The 17,033-nt window shown below is 61.9% G+C and carries 16 protein-coding genes, 1 tRNA gene and 1 riboswitch; of the genes, 11 read left to right on the plus strand and 6 right to left on the minus strand.

Features of this window, described 5'->3' with window-relative positions; translation table 11 throughout:
* Positions 1-29: 29 nt before the first annotated feature.
* The 4 genes from BLV41_RS11400 (at position 30) to BLV41_RS11415 (ending at position 1,851) form a co-directional block, all read left to right on the plus strand.
* A tRNA-Arg gene (locus tag BLV41_RS11400) sits at positions 30-101 on the plus strand.
* Positions 102-127: 26 nt separating this feature from the next.
* Positions 128-1,051, plus strand: a complete 924-nt coding sequence (rarD, locus tag BLV41_RS11405) for an EamA family transporter RarD (protein WP_074711731.1) — start codon at positions 128-130, stop codon at positions 1,049-1,051.
* 19 nt (positions 1,052-1,070) lie between these two features.
* Positions 1,071-1,406 (plus strand): YnfA family protein, encoded by a 336-nt coding sequence (locus tag BLV41_RS11410; RefSeq protein ID WP_044576957.1) that lies wholly within the window; start codon positions 1,071-1,073, stop codon positions 1,404-1,406.
* A gap of 34 nt (positions 1,407-1,440) precedes the next feature.
* Entirely contained in the window at positions 1,441-1,851 is a 411-nt protein-coding gene (locus BLV41_RS11415; RefSeq protein WP_074711732.1) for an NUDIX hydrolase, read from the plus strand.
* 26 nt (positions 1,852-1,877) lie between these two features.
* On the opposite strand, the gene BLV41_RS11420 is transcribed toward BLV41_RS11415, so the two are convergent.
* Positions 1,878-3,770, minus strand: coding sequence for an ABC transporter ATP-binding protein (locus tag BLV41_RS11420; protein ID WP_044576953.1), 1,893 nt, complete (start codon positions 3,768-3,770; stop codon positions 1,878-1,880).
* A 296-nt stretch (positions 3,771-4,066) separates the two neighbouring features.
* Between BLV41_RS11420 and BLV41_RS11425 the strand changes: the two genes are divergently transcribed.
* The 6 genes from BLV41_RS11425 to BLV41_RS11450 all read left to right on the plus strand — a co-directional run bounded on the left by BLV41_RS11425 (position 4,067) and on the right by BLV41_RS11450 (position 9,355).
* On the plus strand, positions 4,067-4,879 hold the full coding sequence (locus BLV41_RS11425; protein WP_044576951.1) for an amino acid ABC transporter substrate-binding protein: 813 nt from the start codon (positions 4,067-4,069) through the stop codon (positions 4,877-4,879).
* Positions 4,880-4,938: 59 nt separating this feature from the next.
* Entirely contained in the window at positions 4,939-5,598 is a 660-nt protein-coding gene (locus tag BLV41_RS11430; RefSeq protein ID WP_044576948.1) for an amino acid ABC transporter permease, read from the plus strand.
* A complete protein-coding gene (locus BLV41_RS11435) occupies positions 5,585-6,394 on the plus strand; it encodes an amino acid ABC transporter ATP-binding protein (protein WP_074711733.1) in 810 nt (269 codons plus the stop codon). The genes BLV41_RS11430 and BLV41_RS11435 overlap by 14 nt, the downstream gene beginning before the upstream one ends.
* A 253-nt stretch (positions 6,395-6,647) precedes the next feature.
* The gene (locus BLV41_RS11440; RefSeq protein ID WP_074711734.1) at positions 6,648-7,487 is read left to right on the plus strand and encodes a hypothetical protein; all 840 of its coding nucleotides are present in this window, start codon (positions 6,648-6,650) and stop codon (positions 7,485-7,487) included.
* A complete protein-coding gene (locus BLV41_RS11445; RefSeq protein ID WP_074711735.1) occupies positions 7,484-8,941 on the plus strand; it encodes a hypothetical protein in 1,458 nt (485 codons plus the stop codon). The genes BLV41_RS11440 and BLV41_RS11445 overlap by 4 nt, the downstream gene beginning before the upstream one ends.
* Before the next feature lie 45 nt (positions 8,942-8,986).
* Positions 8,987-9,355 carry a hypothetical protein gene (locus tag BLV41_RS11450; protein WP_139244307.1) on the plus strand — a complete coding sequence of 123 codons (369 nt, stop codon included), beginning with the start codon at positions 8,987-8,989 and terminating at the stop codon, positions 9,353-9,355.
* Here the strand turns inward: BLV41_RS11450 and fdhD are convergent.
* Positions 9,352-10,185, minus strand: coding sequence for a formate dehydrogenase accessory sulfurtransferase FdhD (fdhD, locus tag BLV41_RS11455; RefSeq protein WP_074711737.1), 834 nt, complete (start codon positions 10,183-10,185; stop codon positions 9,352-9,354). The genes BLV41_RS11450 and fdhD overlap by 4 nt on opposite strands.
* A 66-nt stretch (positions 10,186-10,251) precedes the next feature.
* Between fdhD and BLV41_RS11460 the strand changes: the two genes are divergently transcribed.
* Positions 10,252-12,579, plus strand: a complete 2,328-nt coding sequence (locus tag BLV41_RS11460) for an FdhF/YdeP family oxidoreductase (RefSeq protein ID WP_074711738.1) — start codon at positions 10,252-10,254, stop codon at positions 12,577-12,579.
* 71 nt (positions 12,580-12,650) lie between these two features.
* Here BLV41_RS11460 and BLV41_RS11465 read toward each other — a convergent pair whose 3' ends face one another.
* From BLV41_RS11465 to BLV41_RS11480, 4 genes are all read right to left on the minus strand, one after another.
* Positions 12,651-13,901 (minus strand): molybdopterin molybdotransferase MoeA, encoded by a 1,251-nt coding sequence (locus BLV41_RS11465; protein WP_074711739.1) that lies wholly within the window; start codon positions 13,899-13,901, stop codon positions 12,651-12,653.
* A 6-nt stretch (positions 13,902-13,907) separates the two neighbouring features.
* Positions 13,908-14,882, minus strand: a complete 975-nt coding sequence (locus tag BLV41_RS11470) for an NTP transferase domain-containing protein (protein ID WP_244516866.1) — start codon at positions 14,880-14,882, stop codon at positions 13,908-13,910.
* Between the two features lie 197 nt (positions 14,883-15,079).
* A complete protein-coding gene (locus BLV41_RS11475; RefSeq protein WP_074713274.1) occupies positions 15,080-15,868 on the minus strand; it encodes an NlpC/P60 family protein in 789 nt (262 codons plus the stop codon).
* Between the two features lie 4 nt (positions 15,869-15,872).
* A riboswitch (cyclic di-AMP (ydaO/yuaA leader) is annotated at positions 15,873-16,088 on the minus strand.
* Positions 16,089-16,222: 134 nt separating this feature from the next.
* Positions 16,223-17,032 carry a M23 family metallopeptidase gene (locus tag BLV41_RS11480; RefSeq protein ID WP_083360738.1) on the minus strand — a complete coding sequence of 270 codons (810 nt, stop codon included), beginning with the start codon at positions 17,030-17,032 and terminating at the stop codon, positions 16,223-16,225.
* Position 17,033 lies beyond the last annotated feature (1 nt).

Here is a 17,033-nt window from a genome sequence, read left to right on the forward strand (position 1 = left end):
CCTGCCTGTTCCGCTAGGCTTGGTGACGCGCCTCTGTAGTCCAATGGATAAGACAGCCCTCTCCTAAAGGGCAGATCCGGGTTCGATCCCCGGCGGGGGCACTCTTTCGATCAGCAAGGATGGGGCCATGACCTCTGGCACCCTCCCCGCACACACGGCCGGGCGCGGTGTGGCGGTTTCGCTGGGCGCTTCCTTGCTTTTCGCCGTTATCTTCCTCATCGCGGGCCTCCTTCCCGGCTGGGGTGCCGAGGAAATCTTCGGCAGGCGCGTGGTGCTGACGCTGGCCACCCTCTCCTGCATTTTGCCTTTCCTGCCCTGGGCGCGAGCCGATGCCCGTGCGCTGGCAGTGAGGGTACGACGTCGGCCATCCCTCCTTGCGCTGGGCCTGGTGGCCGCCGGGCTGGTTGCCGTGCAGCTGTGGCTGTTCATGTGGGCCCCGCTGCACAACATGGCCTTGTCCGTCTCGTTCGGCTATTTTCTGCTGCCCCTGAGCATGGTCTTGGCGGGGCGGTTCTTCTTTGCCGACAAGCTCAGCGTGCTGCTCAAACTTGCCGTGGCTGCGGCCGGGGTGGGTGTGATTCATGAAGCGATCACGGCTGGCGGCCTGGCATGGCCAACACTTGTGGTGTGCCTGGGCTATCCCGTGTACTTTGTTTTGCGACGCAAGTTGGGCTTTGATTCCCTGGCGGCATTTGCCGGCGAACTCTTGCTCTTGCTTCCGCTCGGAATCTACTTCATTGTGGTGGGTCCACATGGGATTGCCGGCAGTGGATCCTCTGGTCCGGGCGGTTCTGGGGGAATCTGGGGAGCCCTCTCCATCGGTGTCCTGGGCGGCCTGGCCATGGCCCTGTACTTGTTGGCCAGCAAGTGGTTGCCGTTATCCCTGTTCGGCCTGCTGGGCTATGTGGAGCCGGTCTTACTGGTGGGCGTTTCCCTCTATTTGGGCGAGTCGCTGGGTTGGTCCGCGTTGTTAACCTACGGCCCCATCTTGCTGGCCCTCTTTTTGCTTTGCGTCGACGGGCGGCGTTCTTCGCGGCCCTTGGGCGAATGACTACGGGGAGTTTGGGACCATGGCAATCGTTAGAACCGTGATCCTGTTCGCCTTGGCGGCCGCGGCTGAAATTGGCGGCGCCTGGCTCGTGTGGCAGGCCGTTCGCGAGGACAAGGCTTGGTGGTGGGCAGGGCTCGGCGTGGTGGCCCTTGGCGCCTACGGGTTCATCGCCGCGCTACAGGCCGACGCCAACTTTGGCCGGGTCTTGGCCGCATACGGGGGCGTTTTCATTGCGGGATCGCTGATCTGGGCCATGATTTTCGACAAGTTCAGCCCCGACCGCTGGGACGTGATCGGAGCCCTCATCGCGTTGCTGGGCGTTAGCGTCATCATGTTCGCCCCGCGCGCAGCCTGACGAGTGGACCACTGCCGCGGGTAGGATCAAACACGTGAAAAAGTCTCTGTTGGTCTCCGCCGTCTGCATCTACGATCCGGAGGGACGGCTCCTGACAGTCCGCAAGTCCGGCACCACCAAGTTCATGCATCCCGGCGGCAAACCGGAGCCCGGCGAAACAGCGGCCCAGGCTGGTTCCCGCGAGCTCGCCGAGGAGGTGGGCATCCTGGTTGACGCCGCCGATCTCGAGCTCATGGGAGTCTGGACGGGAACTGCCGCCAACGAATCCAACACAGACATCGTCGCCACCGTCTATACAGCCCCCGGCCGCTGGGACTCCAAAGCAATACGTCCGACGGCGGAAATCGCCGAGCTGCGCTGGATGGACATCTCACGGGCGGCCGAACACGACGATCTCGCCCCGCTGTTGACCGAGTACGTCCTGCCGCATCTGCTGGCGAGCTGATGCGGCAGCTGCCGCACTAGAGGCGGTTATGCGTCTTCTGCCTCCGTCACGGCCGCCACGGCTTGGGCGAACTGGGTGTCATGCAGTTCGGCGTAGCGCCCGCCACGCACAATGAGTTCATCGTGTGTGCCGCGTTCCACGATGCGTCCGGCCTCGAGCACAAGGATGACATCGGCGGAGCGGATGGTCGATAGCCGGTGCGCAATGACCAACGCCGTCCGGCCTTCCAGGGCCTCACCGAGTGCGGCCTGAACAGCGGCCTCATTCGTGGAATCGAGGGCTGCGGTGGCTTCATCCAAGATCACTACGGCAGGCTGCACCAGCAGCAACCGGGCAATGGTCAGGCGCTGGCGCTCACCGCCGGAGAGCCGGTAGCCACGCTCCCCCACGACGGTATCCAGCCCGTCGGGCAGTGCGCGGGCAAAGTCCTGGAGCCGGGCACGCTCCAGCACGTCCCAAATCTGTTCGTCCGTGGCGTCCGGCTTAGCCAGGCGCAGGTTGGAACGGATGGTCTCGTGGAACAGGTGGCCGTCCTGGGTGACCATGCCAACACCGGCACGCAGCCCGTCGAAGGACAGGTCGCGGACGTCAACCCCACCCAAGCGCACGGTGCCGGAATCGACGTCGTACAGCCTGGAAAGCAGCTGGGCAATGGTGGATTTTCCGGCGCCGGAGGAACCCACCAAGGCGATGGTTTGGCCGGGCTCGGCGCGGAAGGAGATCCCGTGCAGCACATCCTCGCCACCGCGGGTGTCCAGCACGGCCACGTCTTCCAGGGACGCCAAGGAAACCTTGTCGGCGGACGGGTAGGCAAATTTCACATCATTGAACTCCACACCCAAGGGCCCGGGAGGAAGCGCAACGGTGCTGGCCTTCTCGGCAATCAACGGCTTCAGATCCAGGATCTCAAAGACCCGGTCAAAGGAAACAAGAGCACTCATGATGTCCACGCGGGCGTTGGCCAGGGCGGTGAGCGGGGCGTACAGGCGGGTGAGCAGCAGTGCCAGCACCACGACGTCGCCCGCGTTGAGCGTCCCGCCGATGGCCAGTGCGCCACCCAGTCCATAGACCAGCGCCAAGGCCAGGGAAGAAACCAGCATCAGGGCCGTGAAGAACACGAATTGCATGATGGCCGTGCGCACACCAATGTCGCGGACTCGGCTGGCCCGTGATGCAAACTCGCGAGATTCCTCCGCGGGGCGGCCAAAGAGCTTGACCAAGGTGGCGCCGGGGGCAGAGAAACGCTCGGTCATCTGCGTGCTCATATCGGCGTTCAGGTCTGCGGCCTCGCGGCGCAGCCCGGCCAGTCGGCGGCCAAAGCGGCGGGCCGGCATGAGGAAGATCGGCAGAAGCACCAGGGCCAACAGCGTCACCAGCCAAGAGGTGTTGAGCATGACGATCAGCGTCAAGATCAGCTGGACGGAGTTGGACACGATGCCAGAGAGCGTTCCGCTGAATGCCTGCTGGGCGCCGATCACGTCATTGTTGAGCCGGCTGACCAGGGCGCCCGTGCGGGTCCGGGTGAAGAACGCGATCGGCATGCGCTGCACGTGATCAAACACGGCCGTGCGCAGGTCCAGAATGACGCCTTCACCCAGGTTGGCCGAGATCCAGCGGATCACCAGCGACAGCCCGGCGTCGAGCACCGCAACAACCGCGATCAACACGGCCAGGCGCACCACCACGTCAACGGCCGACTGCGCAACAATCGCGTTCACTACCTGTCCGGCCAACACCGGAGTGGCCACAGCCAAGGCCGCAGAAGCTACCGAAAGGGCCACGAAGACCAGCAGTTTTCGGCTGTAGGGCTTGGCAAAAAGAACTGTGCGGCGCAGGGTGTCCTTGGAGATGCCGTCGTTGGATTTGTCCGAGCGCATGGTGCTCCATAGTGAGCTCCAGGCCGCGCCTTCCATACTCATGCGTGTATTCCTTACTCATCAAGAGGGCAAGGTACAAGCTTAAGCGTCCAGCGCAGCCATGGGAATTCCCCCGCTGGTAATTCCGCTGCAAGCCTTGCACTTGGGCAGCTATTGGTTCAGCCGCCGCGCGTGGGTCAACTCACAACCTTCAAAGTCAAGCCATTTAGGGAAATATTTGGGCTGGTATTCGAGTTGCCCAGTGGTAGCGTCCAGTAATGGATTACCGCGAGCTGAACTCCTCGCGGCTCAGTGGATTTCTCACCTTGAGCGGTCCTTCACAGCAAAGGAACACAGTTATGAATCGTCGCAGCTTTGGACTCGTTGGCTTGTTGGCCGCAACTTCATTGGTTCTCGCGGCATGCGGTGGCGGTGCTGGGGACGGCTCGTCGTCCGCCGGTGGCGACACTTCCTTGAGCAGTGTGAAGGATGCCGGTGAAATTGTTTTTGCCACCGAAGGAACCTACAAGCCGTTTACCTTCCACGAAGGTGGCGCGGGTGAGCTCACCGGCTACGACGTGGACGTGGCCAAGGCCGTGGCGGAAAAGCTGGGCGTCAAGGCCAAGTTCGAGGAAACGCAGTTCGATTCCATCTTTGCCGGGCTCGAAGCCAAGCGTTTTGATGCGATTGCCAACCAGGTGACGGTTAACCCAGCCCGCCAGGAAAAGTATGAACTTTCCACCCCTTACACCGTGTCGCGCGGGGTGGTTGTGACCAAGGACGACAACACCGAGATCTCCAGCGTCGCCGATCTCAAGGGCAAAACCACTGCGCAGTCCCTGACCAGCAACTGGTACGTCCTGGCCAAGGACAGCGGGGCCAATGTTGAGTCGGTGGAAGGGTGGGCACAGTCCGTTTCGTTGCTCAAGGACGGTCGTGTTGACGCCATTGTCAATGACAAGCTCACTGTTCTGGACTACCTGAACACGACGCCCAACTCAGGGTTGAAGATCGCCGCCACCACCGAGGAATCCTCCGATTCTTCCTTCGCCTTCCGCAAGGGATCCATCGCCCTGAACGATGCCGTGAACACCGCACTAGAAGATCTCTCCGCCGACGGCACGCTGACTACCCTGAGTGAAAAGTACTTTGGCGAAGACTTCAGCAAGTAGCCCGGCGCGGCTCGGCGGGCAAGCCGACCGGCACAGTGAGCGCGCGTTAGAGTTCAGCCATGGACTTTGATCTTTTTTGGAGTTCCCTGGGCCCGCTGCTCTTAGGCGCGGTCCAGGGAACCATTCCACTGGCGCTGGCATCCTTTGCGCTGGGGTTGGTGATTGCGCTGCTCATCGCGATGATGCGCATCAGTTCCAACAAGCTGGCCAACGGCGTGGGGCGGGTTTATATCTCGCTCATCCGCGGCACTCCCCTGCTGGTGCAGTTGTTCGTGATCTTTTATGGACTTCCGGCCATCGGCGTGAAGATCGATCCCTGGCCCAGCGCCATCATCGCCTTCTCCCTGAATGTGGGCGGCTACGCCGCCGAGGTCATCCGCGCTGCCATCCTCTCTGTGCCCCAAGGCCAGTGGGAGGCCGGCCACATGATCGGCATGTCACGCAATCAGACGCTGCTGCGGATCATCCTGCCCCAAGCTGCCCGGGTGTCCGTCCCGCCGCTGTCCAACACCTTCATCTCACTGGTCAAGGACACCTCCCTGGCCTCCCTGATCCTTGTCACGGAAATGTTCCGTGTTGCCCAACAGGTTGCAGCGTTCAGCCAAGAGTTCATGCTGCTCTACCTTGAGGCGGCCCTGATCTACTGGGTCATCTGCCTGATTTTGTCCACTGCCCAAACCCGTGTGGAAAAGAGGTTGGACCGCTATGTCGCCCACTGAGTCAGTTCTGCAGGTTCGCGGCCTGACCAAGGCCTTCGGCGCCAATACCGTGTTGCGCGGCATTGACCTGGATGTGCCCCGCGGCAAGGTTGTTGCGCTGATCGGCCCGTCGGGTTCCGGCAAGACCACCATCTTGCGTTCCCTTAACGGCCTTGAAATGCCCGACGCCGGATCGGTCACGGTGGGTGCCTCCGTAGAAAAGGCCCGCGGAATGGACCAAGCCCTCACGGTGGATTTCGATGCCCCCCAGCTGTCCAAGAAGGCCCGTGCCGCGCAGCTTGCCGCGTTGCGCGATCGTAGCGCGATGGTGTTCCAGCACTACAATCTCTTTCCCCACAAGACTGTCCTGCAAAATGTCATCGAGGGCCCGGTACAGGTGCAAAAGCGGCCCCGGGCCGAGGCCGTCGCCGAGGCCGAGAAGTTGCTGGCACGGGTTGGTTTGCTGGAGAAGAAGGACTCTTATCCCTTTGAGCTATCCGGCGGACAGCAGCAGCGCGTTGGCATTGTGCGTGCACTGGCTTTGCGGCCACAGCTGTTGCTCTTCGACGAGCCAACCTCGGCACTGGACCCCGAGTTGGTGGACGATGTCCTGGCCGTCATCAAGGAGCTGGCTGATGAAGGTTGGACCATGGTGATCGTGACCCACGAACTTGCCTTTGCTCGCCAGACCGCCGACGAGGTTGTCTTCATGGACGGCGGCGTGGTGGTTGAACGCGGGCCCGCCAGCCAGGTGCTGCGCAATCCCAAGGAAGAACGCACACAGGCGTTTGTCCGCCGCCTCCTCCACGAGATCTAGCCGCGCTCTTCCTTCCTTTTGGATCCATGTCGCAGTTGTTGGACCGGATATCGTTCTCCCTCGCCGTTTTCGTCCAACAACTGCCACACCGAGTGTCAGGGAAGGCGCGAAGGTTCAGAAGGCGGGCATGAAATCGGCTGGAACGGGACGGCACATGAATGGGGAGCGCACCCCATCGCCAGCCGCTCAGTGGTGACGTAGCGTGGTGCAAAGTTGATCCACATCGAGTAGGACCTTGCACCGGGGGAACCACATGAGCGAACCAGCAGCAGCACCGCGTCCCATCGTTTTGCGGCGCGCCCAACTCAGCACAGCTGCATGGCAGCTAATGTGCGAATCGACCAGCGCCGCCTTGGGACTCCAAGAAGCGGCAGCCGCGGGAGGTCCTGAGCAGCCCGCTCCCTTGGATGAGGCAGCCGCGGCCGCGGGTTGGGCCGAACTGAGCAAGCTTGAGATGTCACCGGCGGTCGGCGAGGTGAAGCGAGAGTGGATTGGCGCCGTCGCACTTCTGCTGACCGCCCCCATCACTGTCACGGCGCGCGCAACCTTCAACGACGTCAGCACCACCAGTGTTTTGGGACTGCGTGCGGGGCGCGGCCTGGCCGTCCACCAGCGGCACCTTTCCGAGCGCGACGGCAAATCCACCGTGATCACCGGCAGCGAAGACAGCGTCGAGGTCACCTTGTTCGACGAGGAAAATATCTGGGGTGCAACGGCCCGACTGCTGCCACCCTTGGATCTTCTGCGAGCCGCCGCCACGGCAGCCCCCATGGGTCAGCAACCGGCCGCGGTAGTCAGCGCCGGAGCGGATCCAGACCAACTACCGGAACCGGCGGCAAGCCTTGTCCACGCTGAGGACGCCAACGTCACCCTCAGCGTCGTCACCTCTACCGCCGGGCAACCGGCCCGCGTGTGGGCCGGCATGTGGTCGGTGAAGGACCAGCACCTGTATTCGGTGACAACCAAGACCGGTGCTACCCCGGAGCTGCACCTGACCGAAGTGCCGGCCGGGCATGTCGCCAATGAACTGGTGTTCGCAGTTGTCGGCGCGCACGAAGCCTTGGCCGCCGCTGGGAAGTACGGTGCGCAATGAACACCGGACTTCAAGGCCTCGATCCCCAGGACTGCCATGAACTGGTCAAACTTCTCAAAAACTCCGCACATCAACTTGAACAGACCAGCGGACAGTTGAGCCAGACGGTTGCCCGCACCGGGTGGCAAGGGCCGGACAGCCAGCAGTTCCGCGCCCAGTGGCCGGGTAACCGGACGCGCCTGCACAACACTGCCCGGGCCCTGGAAGACATGGCCCACGTGGTTCTGCGCAATATCGCCGAGCAGGAACGCACCAGTGCCGTCGATGACGGCGGCGGATTCCTCGGCGAGCTGCTCGACGCTGGCAAGGACCTGTGGGACGACTTCACGGAGGGTGCGGGCAATGTGCTTGACGGTGTTGTCGATGGCATCGGCGACGGCTTTGAATGGCTTGGCGGCGTCATCAAGGGGAACATTGAGCAAGCCGGCGGATCGTTCCTCTCCAATCTGGCCCACCTGGGGAAAATGGGTGTCGATGTTCTCTCCGGCAACCCTCCCTCGGTAGCGGGTTTACTGTCCCAGCTCGTACTTACAGGCGGTACCGGACTCAACCAGCTCATTGTGGCGTCTACCGGCGGGCTCATCAACCCCCACATTTTCGACGACGGGACTCCTTACGCGGGCGAACCTCAAGCGATCACCCGTGGCTCTGACAACCCTTTGCAGCTACCCACCTCCGCCAGTGCGATCTTTGGCAGCGTCGAGGACGCCTATGCCATGGGCCACGTGCCGGGCACCGAAAACGGCGACATTCGGATCGTCAAGGTGGAACAAGCCGACGGCACATTTGCCTATATCGTCAACATCCCAGGAACGGAACAATGGGTTCCCAACGGCAGCGGCCAGGCCCGTGATTTGACTAGCAACATCATGCTCGTGGCCGGACAGTCCACCACTGCCCAACGCGATATTGTCCTTGCCATGGAACGGGCCGGCATCCCGGCGGACGCACCTGTCATGCTGGCCGGGCACAGCCAAGGTGGCATGTTGGCGGTGCAACTGGGCTCGGATCAGGAGTTCCTGTCCAGGTACAACGTCACCAACATCATGACGGTTGGCTCTCCCATCGACATGAGCAATGTTGATCCGCGAATCAGCGTCTTGGCGGCCCAACATGGGGGCGATCTTGTCCCGAAACTGGACCTGGGCGGGCTGGACACCAACCTCACGATGCCGGGTGCATCCAGCAACGTCAGCGTTGTCACCATGGACGACCCGCCTCGTGACACGCTGGGAAACATTCTGCATTACGCGCCCTCACCACTGGGCAACCTAGTCCAGGATGCCAGGGACGTTGTGGGCAATCATGCAACGGACAGCTACAGGGACGATCTGGCCAACACGGACAAGTACCCTGAGATAGCGCAGTACGAACAAGGCCCTTCCATGAGAGTCTTCCTCAGCGACGACCCGTCCAGGGTCACCGGTGTGGATGTTCCCGTTGGCCGCAAGTAACCAGGAATGGACATGATGACCCGCAGACTAAGTATGGTTCTTATTATGGGACTCTTTGCAATGCTTCTGGCCAGCTGCGGTGGTGGCGCGTCATTTGCCAAGGATATGGATGCGGCCCTTGGCAAAGTTCCCGGCGTGGTCTCCACAGCCACGGAATACAACAACAGCGCAGGTGTGAGCACCCGCATCAATGTGCGCATCACGGCGTCCACCGACGCCGATCTGCAAACGGTCTTGGACGATTCTCTGCGCACCTTCGCTGCTGCTTCGGGCGACACCAGGGGCAGCATCTCAGTGTCCTTCTACGTCTTCGCTGAGGGAGCTGAGGAAGAAGGGCTCCGCCCGGACGCCGTCGGCTTGACCATCACACCTTCAGTGGATGAGATCCGCCAGTATGCCGAGTCCGGCGACTAGCCAACCCTTCCTGCGTGTGTGTACACATTCATGGTGTTCCCACGGCTGAAGCCCACCAGCGTGACACCGGTGCTGTGGGCCAGCTCAACAGCCAGGGACGACGGCGCACTTACGGCCGCGAGGATTGGCACCCCTGCCATCGCAGCCTTTTGAACGAGCTCAAACGAAGCCCGTCCGGAGACCTGCAGGACAGTTGTGGATAGGGGAAGTTGCTTCTCACGGAATGCGGATCCGAGGACCTTGTCCACGGCGTTGTGCCGCCCCACATCCTCACGCACCAGAAGCAGTTCCCCTTCGGGTGAGAACAATCCGGCCGCGTGAACGCCACCGGTTTTTTCAAAAAGCTTCTGCTGTTGGCGCAGGGAATCGGGCAGCGCCGCCAGCACGGCAGCCTCGATCAACGGCTCATCGACCGCCGTGGCCATGTGGAAGTGTGAGGACTTCTGCACGGCATCAATGGAGGCGGTCCCGCAAATTCCGCACGCGCTTGATGTGGTGACGTGCCGTTGCGCAGCAGGGGCCGGCGGCGTGACATCGGGACGCAGCTGCGCCTCAACCACGTTAAAAGTCTGCCTCCCGTTCTCGTCCTCTCCGGCACAGAAGCGGAGGGAAATCAGCTGCTCAGGCTCGTGGATGATGCCTTCGGACAGCAGGAATCCTGCCACCAAATCAAAATCGTCGCCAGGTGTGCGCATCGTGACGCTAAAGGATTCGTGCCCCAGCCGGATTTCCAGTGGCTCTTCCACGGCCAGCGCTTCCTCACGCACCACCCGGCGCGCCCCTGCGACATCAATCTTCGTAGCTTTAACCCGTTGGACCAGTCGTCCCATGCAATCCTCCAAAAGAAGCAATACGTCTAGGATCAGACTAGATGCTTCACGCTGAAGGGAACGATCATGGCTGGCAAGGCGCCCCGCGAAAACATTGATGAGAGCCAACTTTCCGTTGGACCGGTGAAGAAAACTGCCGTGGGCATTCCCGGCGTTGTGCACGCTTTGGAGGTCTCCTTCAATCAGATGGGCGTTGTCCGCTCGGCACAGGCCTTGCTGCAGATCAATCAAAAAGATGGTTTCGATTGCCCCGGCTGTGCCTGGCCAGAAGAAGAGAAACGCCACAAGGCTGAGTTCTGCGAGAACGGGGCCAAGGCGGTAGCCGAGGAAGCCACCAAGCTACGCGTGCCGCCGTCGTTCTTTGCCGAAAACAGCGTCAGCGAGCTCCGCGGTTGGGACGATTACCGGCTGGGGCAACAGGGGCGGTTGACGGATCCCATGTTCCTTGCCGAGGGCAGCGATCACTACGTCCCAGTCTCCTGGGATCGCGCGCTGGGCATCCTGGCTGATGAACTGCTGGCATTGAAGGACCCCAACGAAGCCATTTTCTACACCTCCGGGCGCACCTCCAACGAGGCGGCGTTCCTGTACCAGCTCCTGGTGCGCGGGCTCGGCACCAACAACCTGCCCGACTGCTCCAATATGTGCCATGAGTCGAGTGGATCCGCGCTGACTGAGACCATCGGCATCGGCAAGGGCTCTGTCTCCCTTGACGACATTCACCATGCTGAGCTCATCCTGATCGCCGGACAGAACCCTGGCACGAACCATCCGCGCATGCTCAGCGCGCTGGAGAGAGCCAAGAAGAACGGTGCCGTGATCGTTGCCATCAATCCGCTCCCCGAGGCCGGGCTGATGCGTTTTGAGAACCCTCAGACCGTGCGTGGCATGGTGGGCGGCGGCACGGCATTGGCCGACGACTTCCTGCAGATCAAGCTCGGCGGCGACCAGGCGCTGTTCCAGGGTTTGGGCAAGTTCCTGCTCGAGGAACAACGCCGTCCAGGATCCGCCCATGCCGGACGCGTGTTTGATACTGCCTTCATCGAGTCCCACACGACAGGCCTCGGCGAGTATTTGGCGCAGCTTGGGGCGGTCACGTGGGAGGAAATTGTCATTGCCACTGGGCTCACCGAGGCTCAGATCCGCAGCACCGGCGAGAAGCTGCTGGCGTCCAAGGCCACTGTTGTCTGCTGGGCCATGGGCCTGACGCAGCACAAACACTCCGTTTCGACTCTTCGCGACGTGGTCAACGTACTGTTGCTCCAGGGCAATATTGGCAAGCCCGGCGCCGGCGTGTGCCCGGTGCGCGGCCACTCCAATGTCCAGGGCGATCGCACCATGGGCATCTTTGAGCGCATGCCCGCCGCCTTCCATGACGCCCTTGATCGTGAGTTTTCCTTTGCTTCCCCTCGCCCGCACGGCTTCGATACGGTCGCCGCCATCTCAGCGATGCGCGATGGCAAGGCCGGTGTTTTCCTTGGCATGGGCGGCAATTTTGTGCGCGCTACCCCGGATTCTTCCGTCACGGAGGCTGCACTGAACAAGCTTTCCCTCACGGCCCAGATCTCAACGAAGCTGAACAAGTCCCATCTGATCACTGGCCGTCAGGCACTGATCTTGCCAACCCTTGGCAGAACCGAACGGGATACCCAGGCTGGCGGCGACCAGCGCGTCACCGTGGAAGATTCCATGAGCGCTGTCCATGCCTCGCGCGGGCGGCTGGCCCCGGCCTCGAGTAATTTGTTATCCGAGGTGGCCATTGTGGCCCGCCTGGCCAAGTTGCTCTTTGAGACGGACGACGGCGGAACCCGCCCGGGCGCGCCGGTTGCCGACTGGGATGCCTTGGCGGGCGACTACAGCCTGATCCGTTCCCACATTGCCGCCGTGGTCCCGGGATTTGCGGACTTCGAAGCGAAGATCGACCAGCCCGGCGGCTTTGTCTTGCCTCACGGGCCCCGAGATTCAAGGTCCTTCTCCACAGCGTCGGGGCTGGCACATTTCACGGCCAACGTGCTGGAATACCCGAAGGTGCCGGCGGGGCGTTTACTGCTGCAAACCTTGCGCTCGCACGATCAGTACAACACCACCATTTACGGCAAGGATGATCGGTACCGTGGCATCAAGAACGGCCGACGCGTGGTGTTCGTAAACCAGACGGATATGGACTCCCTCGGCATTGCCGAAGGCGCCATGGTGGATCTCGTCTCCGAGTGGAGGGACGGTGTAGACCGCCGGGCGCCAGATTTCAGGGTGGTGGCCTACTCAACGCCCGTAGGTTGCGCGGCCGCTTATTACCCAGAAACCAATGTCTTGGTGCCGCTTGACTCCACGGCAGATATCAGCGGCACCCCCACCTCGAAGTCTGTGGTGATACGGCTCGAGCCCGTGGCCTAGACCCGCGGGTCAGTGGGCAGATAATGTCGTTCTGAGCAATCAAAACAGCATTATCTGCCCACTCGAGCGCTTTAGTTCCAGGGCAGGGGCATGGCGGTGAGGGTCTCCCCCATTTTCGTGCCGTGCGGCGGGACCACCATGACGCCGTCGGCCGCTGCCAGCCCGCGCATCATGGCCGAATCCGTGTAAGCACAAGGGGATGCCAGCCCATAGACCAGCCGGTACGGCATGATGCGTGTGGGTCCGTGATATTCCTTGATGGGGCTGCCACACGCCACCTCCGTGGTTGCGGGGCGGGGCAGGCTGCCCAATTTGGCGAGCAGTGGGGCCCCAAGAGTCATGAGCCCCACGATCGCGGCGAGCGGATTGCCTGGCAGGCCCAGGATGAAGCGGCCGTCGGGCAGCTCCGCCAGAAGTGTGGGGTGGCCCGGGCGCATGGCAATGTGCGAAATATGCAGGGTTCCGCCCAATGCCGTGATGGCTTCACGCAAGAAATCGGAACTCGAGTGTCCTGTGGCTCCGGTGGTGATGACGACGTCGGCTGGATCATCCTCGTCATCTTCCAAGGCATCAAGCATCGAGGTGAGGTTGTCGGCTGCGCGTTGAAGTCCCACCACGGATCCTCCCATCATGGCCACCATGGAACCGAGTTGGGGCGAAAACGCGTCACGAACAAATCCTGGCTCGGGGACGCCGGAGGCCACAACTTCATCACCGGTCAACACCAGCTTCACGGCTGGTTTCCCGAGAACCCTTAGCTCGTCCATGGCGCCCAAGGCGGCCAGGGAAATATGTGCCGGGTTTAGAACCGTGCCGGCCTTGATCAACAATTCTTCCGCCGCCGCCTCCTGGCCGACCGGGCGGATGTGTTGGCCGTTTTTCGGCTCCCCGGGGCGTGCGGCTCCGCCAAGCACCAGAACAGGTAAGCCGTCGTCGTCCGTGGAAATGACCCCTGACTCGCTACGCAAGACCGATTTGGCGCCCGGTGGAATGAGTCCGCCCGTGACGATTGGCACGGCTTGACCTGGGCTAAGTTTGGCGCCAGGTTCGGCCAAAATCCACGGCGGACTGCCCGCAACGGCCCACCCGTCCATGGCGGAAGACGCATAGTGTGGCATGGCCAGGCGCGAGAAGACGTCCTCGGCAAGGATGCGTCCCAGGGCAGTCGCCAGCGGAACCACATGTGCCGGCAGCGGCAGCGCCACCTCCCAGGCACGCTCACGCGCCTCGTCCCACGTGTGGGGAAGAGTCTTGGCCGCGCTCTCGGGTGCCATAACGGCCTGTGAATCCTCAGCTGGATCCGTGCCGGCGGCGGTCACCATGAAGTGTTAGTTCCCGGCGGGGGCTGCGGAACCCGGGGTGGGCGGTTGATCGGCAGCTTCCGCCGCGGCCAGCGCCTTGGCCATGCCCAACGCCGCTGCCATGGCTGTGGCTTCGCTGGTCTGTCCCATGCCGGCGGCGAGTCCGGCCGCAAGTCCGGCCACAAAAGTGGTCACTGGAGCAGCCGGGCGCACGATCGAATGCGCGGCCACACCGGCCAGCTTCAGCACGGCATCAACATCCACTTCAATGTCGGCAATTTCAAAGGCCGCAAGGAGCTTCTGTGTCCATGCCTGTAAAACCTCGTCTTGATTTTCCAATTGCTGTCCTTCCGCATCGGCCGGCCCCGCGCGCAATCCTTGCTCGCGGGCATCCGCCCAGGTGTCTATGTCGGCCGCCAGCCCAGACGGCACGGCACATTCCTTGGTTGCCACATTAGCAATCAGGGAGAAAACCGATGCGTTCTCCAAGCGGTGCGCCGCCCGTGCCGCTTCCACAGCACCTTGCAACAGCGCCTGCGGGTAAATCGCGGCCAATGGCTGCATCCTGCCGTCGGACACAGCCATGACGCCCTCACCCGGCCCACAGCTGCCCAATTCCAGTACCAACAGCTCTGCCAGGGCCTCAGCGTGCGGCATATCGCACGCAAGGACAAGGACGTAGTCCCCACTGTCCGCCAATGCTGACACTCCGGCAGCGATGCCGGCCGCCGGGCCTGCAAAGGGTGGATCTTCCTGCACTGTCACCACATCAGCGCGGCTTGTGGCCGTCCCGAGCCAACCGTTGATGCTCTGGTGGGGGCCAACGACGGCGATGCGGCCACTGCGGGTTCGGTCGCCGTCCGCCGTGGTTGCTGACGCGAGAACTCTTGCGGCCGCGTCTACGGTGCGGGCCAGGAGCGTTTGTCCGTCCAACAAAAGCCCGGCCTTGGGCACACCGCCGAGTCGACGAGATTGCCCGCCGGCCAGAATTACGGCCTGCACGCAGATCCAAGGAGAGTGTTCATGAATGACATATTATCTCTGGGCACTGGACGTCCCAGACAAAAGGCCACAATAGCGACGTCATTGTTCACACTGCACCCTTGCCCTGCCGCCCTGGAATCCAAGCTGGACCTGCGGCGTACAGATTAAATAAATGAACCCCGTCCAAGGACGGGGTTCATTGGGTAAAAACGTTCTTAGTGACCCATCGCAATGAAAACGGGACCTGAACCGACGTTGGAGGAGAAGATTGCGGTTGTGCCGCCACCCCATCCACCGTGTACGGCCTGGCCGTTGCCAATGTAAACAGCGATGTGAGCCATGCCCATGCCGCCGTCTGCGTAGTAGATCAAGTCGCCGGGCTGAGCTTCGCTCTGGGAAACCGTGCGGCCCAGGCTCAGGTAGCCAGCGGGCCAGTCGTGGAAGTTAATTCCAGCAGCGGCCAAGGAGTTGCTCGCAAGTGCGGTGCAGTCCTGGGCAACGCCAATCTGCGACAAGGCAGCGCTGGCGATTGTGGCACCAATTCCGCTTGCAACTGCAGGCTTGGCAGCAACCTCGGGGGTGCTTGTGGTGACTGTAGGAGCTGCGGCTACTGCTACTTCGGCTACCGGTGCGGCAACTTCTGCGGCGGGAGCGACATCGCTGCTCTGGGCCTCTACAACTGCCGGCGCTTCAACAACAGCCGGGGTGGAGGTGATTGCGGGGGTAGCGAAGGAAATCTTCACCGTGGACGCTGCCGTGATGTTGGAAGCGAGTTCCGTGTTCAAGTTCAGCGTGGTAGCACCATCAGAAGCTCGCTCCACAGTGGGAGTAGCCGCGTTTGCTGCGATACCGGATGTCAGAACCAGACCAGATGCTGCTGCGATAACAGCTGCCTGACGACCAACCCCACCGACATTGGAACTGACGGCTTTCGTGAGGGTGGAGATCGGACTGGTCTTAGCAACCTCGGCGCGGTGGCGCCCAAGAGCAATATTTGAAGCCAAGAAGGTTTCCTCTCCCAATGCCTGCGAGGTAAGCTGTCGGATTCGGATGGGAGTCACCCGGCCGCTCCACATTTGAACAGCGAAGGAATTTCTTCCTCCGCGTGAACTAACGCTTCGCGGCTTCACCCCAAGGTCTTCGCGCAATGCGCTCAAACCGATAATTGGTTCCCCCGCCCCTGCCAGACGATTGATACGAACGGACCATGGGCAGTGGCAGAGCTAGGCAATCTGCGCATGGGCGTCGACTTGATTCGAAGTTGACGCGATTACGAATCTACAACAGATTTTTCTCAATGTCACGTTCAGGTCACGGTCTTGTGACTTATCCGTAACTAAAAGTGGGTTGTGGAGGAGTTAAAGCCAGCCGAGGGGGTCGACGGTCTCGTCGTCGACAATCACTTCAAAGTGCAGGTGGGGGCCCGTGGAGGCTCCCGTGGAGCCGCTAAAGCCTACCAGCTCGCCACGTTCAACCTTTTGGCCAACCTTGACGGCATTGCTGCTCATGTGGTTGTACGACGTTGAGAGGCCGTTACCGTGGTCCACGACCACGCGGTTGCCTCCACCGTAGGTGTGCCAGCCCGAGAAGGTGACGGTTCCACTGGCGGCTGCGAGGACATCGGTGCCGCTGGCGATGGCAAAGTCCTGGCCGGTGTGGTGTTCATCCACCTGGCCCGTAATGGGGCTGATCCGGTCACCGAAGGGTGAGCTGGGGACCAGATTCTTCAGCGGAGCCGAGAGGGTTCCCTTGGCGGCTGCCGGTGCGACATTGGAGGCTTCAACCTTCAATGTTTCCTTCAGCTGGCCATCCGGGTTCAAGGAGCTGCCAAGCTGCGGGGAAGCGAAAGTGATGGGGATTTCGGCCGCTGCGCTAACAACGGTCTCAACCGAGGACGCCGAAGCGGCCTGAATACTGGGGGTTTCCGCGGCTTGGCCGGTCGGCAGGGTCACTGCCAAGACCAAACCGGTGGCAGCCATGGCTACGCCGACTTTTTGCCCGGCACCGCTGGCGGCACCTGCACGCATAAGTGCGGCCATGGAAAGACTGGGAACTGAATTTGCACGCTCTGCTGCAAGAGCTTCGCGGCGGCTGCCTGCATGAGCAGCAAGCTCATGAGTTGCCTGCGACGACGCACGGCGGCGGCCCCGCTGTTTATCCTCTGACACT

Source organism: Arthrobacter alpinus (assembly GCF_900105965.1).
Taxonomy (GTDB): domain Bacteria; phylum Actinomycetota; class Actinomycetes; order Actinomycetales; family Micrococcaceae; genus Specibacter; species Specibacter alpinus.